The following is a 5,506-nucleotide window of genomic DNA, read 5'->3' as shown; positions in this document are numbered from 1 at the left end:
GGACCGCACTGTGGCCCCGGCCACACCCCGGGCGACGGCGTGCCGGGCCCGGCGGCCGGTCCGGCCGCCGGGTTCCGGCTCACATCCCCTCCAGGCCAGGGGTGTACCGGACCACGGCCGTCCGCGGCCTCCCGGACCGGCGTGCGGATCCGTGTACGGGGCGCCCGTACCCCGCAGGCGAGGAGGATCACTTCAGCGTTCGCTCAAGCGAATGCAGGGACTCGGCGCTGCTGTAGCGGAACCAAGCGCGGCGGCGCCTTCGCCATGTCCGGGCGATTCAGCCGACCAGCACCCGGTCCGGAGTCCGCTGTGCGTCCGCGTCGGTGTCCTGCGTGCGGCGGTGCGGGCGCACCGGCCACCACATGGACCGACCGAGGAGGGTGGCCAGCGCGGGTACCAGCACGATCGAGAGGACGAAGGCGGAGAGCATGATCCCGAGGGCCGTCGCGAAACCGATCTGCTGGGTGGACGGGGCGGGGGTCACGGCCAGGCTCCCGAAGGAGGCGGCCAGCACCAGGCCCGCCGTGGCGATTGCGGGCGCCGTGTGCCGGACGGCGCGGCCGACCGCGGCGCGGGCCGGACCCGGCCGGGCCATCTCCTCCCGGATCCGGTCGCTCATCAGGATGTTGTAGTCGGTGCCCAGCGCGACCACGAACAGGAACAGCACCAGCGGCAAGGTGAAGTCCACCCCGGGCCGGTCCAGGGCGTGCTGGAACACCAGGGTCGAGGCGCCGAGCGTGGCGGCGAAGCCGAGCCCGACCGAGGCCAGCAGGATCACCGGCGCCAGCAGACTGCGCAGCAGGGCGAGCAGGATCAGCGCGATGAGCGTGGCCGCCACCGGGAAGACCACCCGCAGGTCCTTGTCCACCGCGGTCGCGATATCGGCGAACACCGCCGCGGTGCCGCCCACATGCGTCTCCGTACCGGCGGGGGTGTGTGCCAGGGCCGTGGCCCGGATCGGGCCGGTCACCAGATCGCGGGCTTCCTGCCGCTGCGGGTCGGCGGTCAGGAACAGGTCGATCCGCGCCGCCCGCCGGTCCTCGGTCAGTACCGTCTCCGCGACCTGACCCACACCGCCGACCCCGGCGAGCGCCTTCGACAGTCCGCCGAGGTGTTCGGCGGTCAGGGAGACGCCGTCGGAAGCGGTGACGAAGACGCTGGTCGGGTCCGACACGCCGGCCGGCAGGGCGCGGGAGATCTCGGCCGCGGTGGCCACGGCGGCGGTGCGCTCGCCGCCCCCACCGCTCTGCCCGTAGTCCATGCGCATCCCCACGACCCCGGCGGCCAGCGTGCCGAGCAGCGCCACCGAGGCCAGGACCAGCGTGAACGGCCGGCGCGCCACCCGCTCGCCCATCCGAGCGGCGGACCCCGCGCGGGGCTCGCGCTGCAGGGCCCGGGAAGGCCAGAACATCTTGCGGCCCGTGACCGCCAGCAGGGCCGGCATCAAGGTCAGGCTGCCCAGCAGCATCACCAGCACGGACAGTGCGATGGCCGGTCCGAGGACCCGGAACTGGCCGAAGGAGGCGACCCCGAGCGTGGCGAATGCGGCGACGATGGTCAGGGCCGCGGAAGTGATGGCCGTACCGACCCGCCCGGCGACCTGGGCGGCCGCTTCGCGCCCGGACTGCTCGGGGTGTTCGCGCAGTTGCTCCCGGAAGCGGAAGAGAAGGAACAAGAAGTAGTCGATGCCGATGCCCATCAGCACCACACTGATCAGGCTCGGTGTCGACTCGGACAGTCCGATGCCGGTCAGCAGCGCGGCGCCGACCACCGCGCCCGCCGCGGCGCCCCCGATGACGCTGACCGCGAGCAGCGGCAGCAGGGCCGCCAGTGCGCTGCGGAAGACGAGTACGTGCAACAGGACGATGACCGCGAGCATGGCGATGCCGACAACCGTCGAGCGGGTCTTCTCGGCCGCCATCGTGTCCACGCGGTCGGCGATCCCACCGGTGAAGCCGGTACGCAGTCCCTCCTCGGCCAAGGCGTCCCGGGCCGAGTCCCGGAAGGCCCGGTAGGTGTCCTGGACCCCGGGATCGGCGGGATTGCCGGTCAGTTCGACGGACAGCAGCCGGAAGGAGCGGTCGGGCGCCGTCATGGCCGGGCTGATCCGGGGGACCTGCGAGTGGTCCTGGGCGAGCGGCATCGTCTCCTCGGTCCTGGGCATGACGACGCGCTTCCGGGACAACCGCGCGGCCTGCGCGTCGATGCGCTGCTCGTCGGCGGCGCTGAGCGGAGCCTCGTCCGACCGGGCCACCAGCACGGTCAGGAGGTTGGCGTCCGGCTTCGCCCCGAACCGCTCCTCGGCGATCTTCAGAGCGGCCGCCGAGTCGTACTGCGCGGGCAGGAACCCGGCGTTGCCGGTCTGGACGGCGCGGAAGACGAACGCCTGGCCCAGGACGGCCGCGGCCATCCCCAGGACCGCCCACAGGGCGATGACCTTCCATGGACTTCTCGTCGAGAATCCGGTCAGGGCGCGGATCACATTTCCTCCGGTCTGTGCGGTGCCGGCCAGGGGTCTCCGGCCTGACTCCAGACCATCAGGGGCGAGCGGGCGAAACGTCGGATCCGGGGAGGATCCGCACCCCGGGAGCAGGGTCCGGCCGTCCCCGCAGACCAGGACTCCGGTCCTGGTAGTGGCCCCGACCGTGGGTGGGCGGCACGGGCGGCGGGCGGTGCCAGAATGGATCACCGGGAGCTCAGGACGGGCGGCATGGGGGCGGGCATGGGTGCGGGTACGAGGGCGAAGACGGCTATGGCTAAGGATTCGGCTACGGCTACGGCTTCGGCAGCACGTGCGGACAGGGGCGGCGAGCGGGGGCCGTGGACGCGCAACGACGCGCTCGTGGCGATCGCGGCCGGCGCCGCCGACCTCGTCGGCTTCTCCCTGGGAACCCTGACCGAGGGCGGGTCCCTCGGCGTGACCGCGGCCGCCCTGCTCGTCGTCTCGGCGATGACCCTGCTCGCCCGGCGCGTCCACCCGCTCCCGGTCCTCGCCGCCGTCCTGGCCCTGGGCGCCCTGGTGAACCTGGCCGCCCCGCTCCCCCCGCACTTCACCCTCAGCCTCACGATCGCCCTCTACTCCGTCGTCAGGGTGAGCCGCCCCGCCGTGGTCGCGGTGACGGTGATGGTCGCGGTACCGCTCGTCTCCGCGGGCCAGAGCGGCTGGCCGCTGCCCCACGGCTGGTGGGGTCTGGCCGGTAACGCGACGGCCGCCGTCATCACCGTCACCGCGGCCGTGGTGGTCAACCACCGGCAACGGGAGGCCGAGGCCCAGCGGACACGCCTCGCCGACCGCGCGGTGGCCGAGGAACGCCGCCGGATCGCCCGCGAACTGCACGACATCGTGGCCCACCACATCACCACCATGCAGCTGATGGCCGGCGGGGCGCGGGCCAACCTGGCGCACGACCCAGAGGTGTCCCGGGAGGCGCTGGTCACCCTGGAGGACTCCGGGCGGATGGCACTGCGCGAGATGCGCCAACTCCTCGACGTGCTACGGGCGGGGGAGGAGCCGGAACGGACCCCGCCGGCGCCGCAGCCCGGGACGGACGACCTCGGCCGGATCATCACCGAGTCGCGGCTGGCCGGTACGGAGACCGAGTTCACCGTGGACGGGCAGGTCCGCCCGCTCCCGCCCACCGTGGGACTCACCGTCTTCCGTATCGTTCAGGAGGCCCTGACCAACACCCGCAAGCACGCGGGCCCGGCGCGGGCCCACGTACGGCTCACGTACCACGCCGACGAGGTGGGCGTGGAGGTACGCGACGACGGAGCGGGAGCGCAGGCAGCGCCCGCACGCCCCACCGCACGCTCCGGGTACGGTCTGATCGGCATGCACGAGCGGGTCGCCCTGCAGGGCGGAACCCTGGAGGCCGCCGTCCTGGCCGGCGGCGGATTCCGGGTGGCGGCCCGGATCCCTCTCCCGGTGCACAGCGCTTTCCACAGAGAGGTTCCGCACGCATGATCCGTGTACTCATCGCCGACGACCAGCCGCTGGTCCGGCGCGGCCTGGCCCTGATCCTGGGCCCCGACCCGGAGTTCGAGGTCGTGGGCGAGGCCGAGGACGGAGCCCGGGCCGTCGCCCTCGCCCACGAGGTACGGCCCGACGTGGTCGTCATGGACATCCGCATGCCGGTCATGGACGGGGTCAAGGCCACCGAGGAACTCGCGCGCACGCTCCCCGGGACCCGCGTCCTGGCTCTCAGCACCTTCGACATGGACGAGTACGTGGTCGCCGCCCTGCGCGCGGGAGCGTACGGCTTCCTGCCCAAGGACATCTCCCCGGAGGAGCTGATCGCCGCGATCCGCATCGTCCACACCGGCGAGGCGGCCGTCGCGCCGCGGCTGCTCAGCCGGCTCCTCTCCGCCTACGTACGGACTTCCGCGCAGCCGCGGTCATGGGCGGCCGAGACCCCCTCCGAACTCACCCCGCGCGAGCTGGAGATCTGGCGGCTCATGGCCACCGGCCGGGGCAACGCCGAGATCGCCGCGGAACTGGACATCAGCGTCTCCACGGTCAAGAACCACATCACCGGCATCTTCGCCAAGCTGGGCGTGCGCGACCGCGCGCAAGCGGTGATCGCGGCGTACGAATCGGGACTGGTGGAGGCGGGAAGCGGGAGCGGTTGATCACCAAGTGCCCGTAAGAGGCCCGGATTCCTCCTGCTGACCGCACCTCTGACCAGCCGGAACACTGGACGAATCGCCCATGCGCACGCGGGCCTGTCCGTGGCACAGTGCGATCAGCCCAACCGCACGACCAGGGAGCCTCCATGCGCGATCCGCACGCCACGCCGCTCACGGTCGCCCCCGACTGCCTGCCGGCCCCCCGACCGCTGCCCTGCTGCCCGGTGTGCGGGGAAGCACCGGAACGCATCTCCTGGCGCCAGCGCCCGGGGCAGCCGGTGACCTTGGCCTTCGACCCCTGCGGACACCGCTGGTCCTCCCCGGCCCCTCCGGTCCTCGCGGTCACCCCACCGCCGACGGCGTAGTAGGGCCGCTCCCCGGGTCCGGGGCGAGGCACTAAGGCGCCGAGGGGCATCTCCCGCGGCCAGAGGATGCGAGTCGGCCAGGGTTTCAGCCGCCTCGAGGTCATGTGACGATGTGGGCCGGCTGCGCGGCCGGGCGTACCGTGCGCCGCCGTGGTGGGGCCCGGCGCTCGGCACGTTCGTGGCCGTTTCCATGCCGGCGCGGCGCCGACGTGAACCCGATGCACCGAACGTCTCCCCTGGGGATCCCAAAGTCGACTCCGTCGGCACCTGCCGCCCGTCGGACAGCCCTTCCTTGTGACGCGCTTCGGCTGCCCGGCCTACAGCTGGATCGCCGCCTCCCCCAGAGCGCGGCAGGTTCCGGCAAGAATGCGGGCAGTTGTCCCGATTTAGCCGAAAGGGCTGCCCGTATGACTCGTCGCTGGTTCACGTCCACCCTGTGCGCGCTCGCACTCCTGGCGCCAGGGTCACTCGGCGCGGCTTCGGCCGCCGAGCGCGGGGGGACCGTTCCTCTGCGG

General features: G+C 72.9%; 4 protein-coding genes. 3 read left to right on the top strand and 1 reads right to left on the bottom strand.

What is annotated here, in order from left to right:
• Window positions 1-277: 277 nt before the first annotated feature.
• A complete protein-coding gene (locus ACWGIU_RS28085) occupies window positions 278-2,482 on the bottom strand; it encodes an MMPL family transporter (protein WP_453710364.1) in 2,205 nt (734 codons plus the stop codon).
• Window positions 2,483-2,842: 360 nt separating this feature from the next.
• On the opposite strand from ACWGIU_RS28085, the gene ACWGIU_RS28080 reads away from it, so the two are divergent.
• From ACWGIU_RS28080 to ACWGIU_RS28070, 3 genes are all read left to right on the top strand, one after another.
• Window positions 2,843-3,964: a sensor histidine kinase gene (locus ACWGIU_RS28080; RefSeq protein ID WP_453710362.1), complete on the top strand. Its 1,122-nt coding sequence runs from the start codon at window positions 2,843-2,845 to the stop codon at window positions 3,962-3,964.
• Window positions 3,961-4,629, top strand: a complete 669-nt coding sequence (locus ACWGIU_RS28075) for a response regulator (protein WP_453710360.1) — start codon at window positions 3,961-3,963, stop codon at window positions 4,627-4,629. The genes ACWGIU_RS28080 and ACWGIU_RS28075 overlap by 4 nt, the downstream gene beginning before the upstream one ends.
• 143 nt (window positions 4,630-4,772) lie before the next feature.
• Window positions 4,773-4,991 (top strand): hypothetical protein, encoded by a 219-nt coding sequence (locus tag ACWGIU_RS28070; protein WP_453710358.1) that lies wholly within the window; start codon window positions 4,773-4,775, stop codon window positions 4,989-4,991.
• The last annotated feature ends 515 nt before the right edge of the window (window positions 4,992-5,506 follow it).

The organism is Streptomyces sp. NPDC054840, assembly GCF_053611065.1.
Note: the sequence above shows the minus strand (reverse complement) of the source record. Positions and strands in the feature narration are given on the sequence as shown.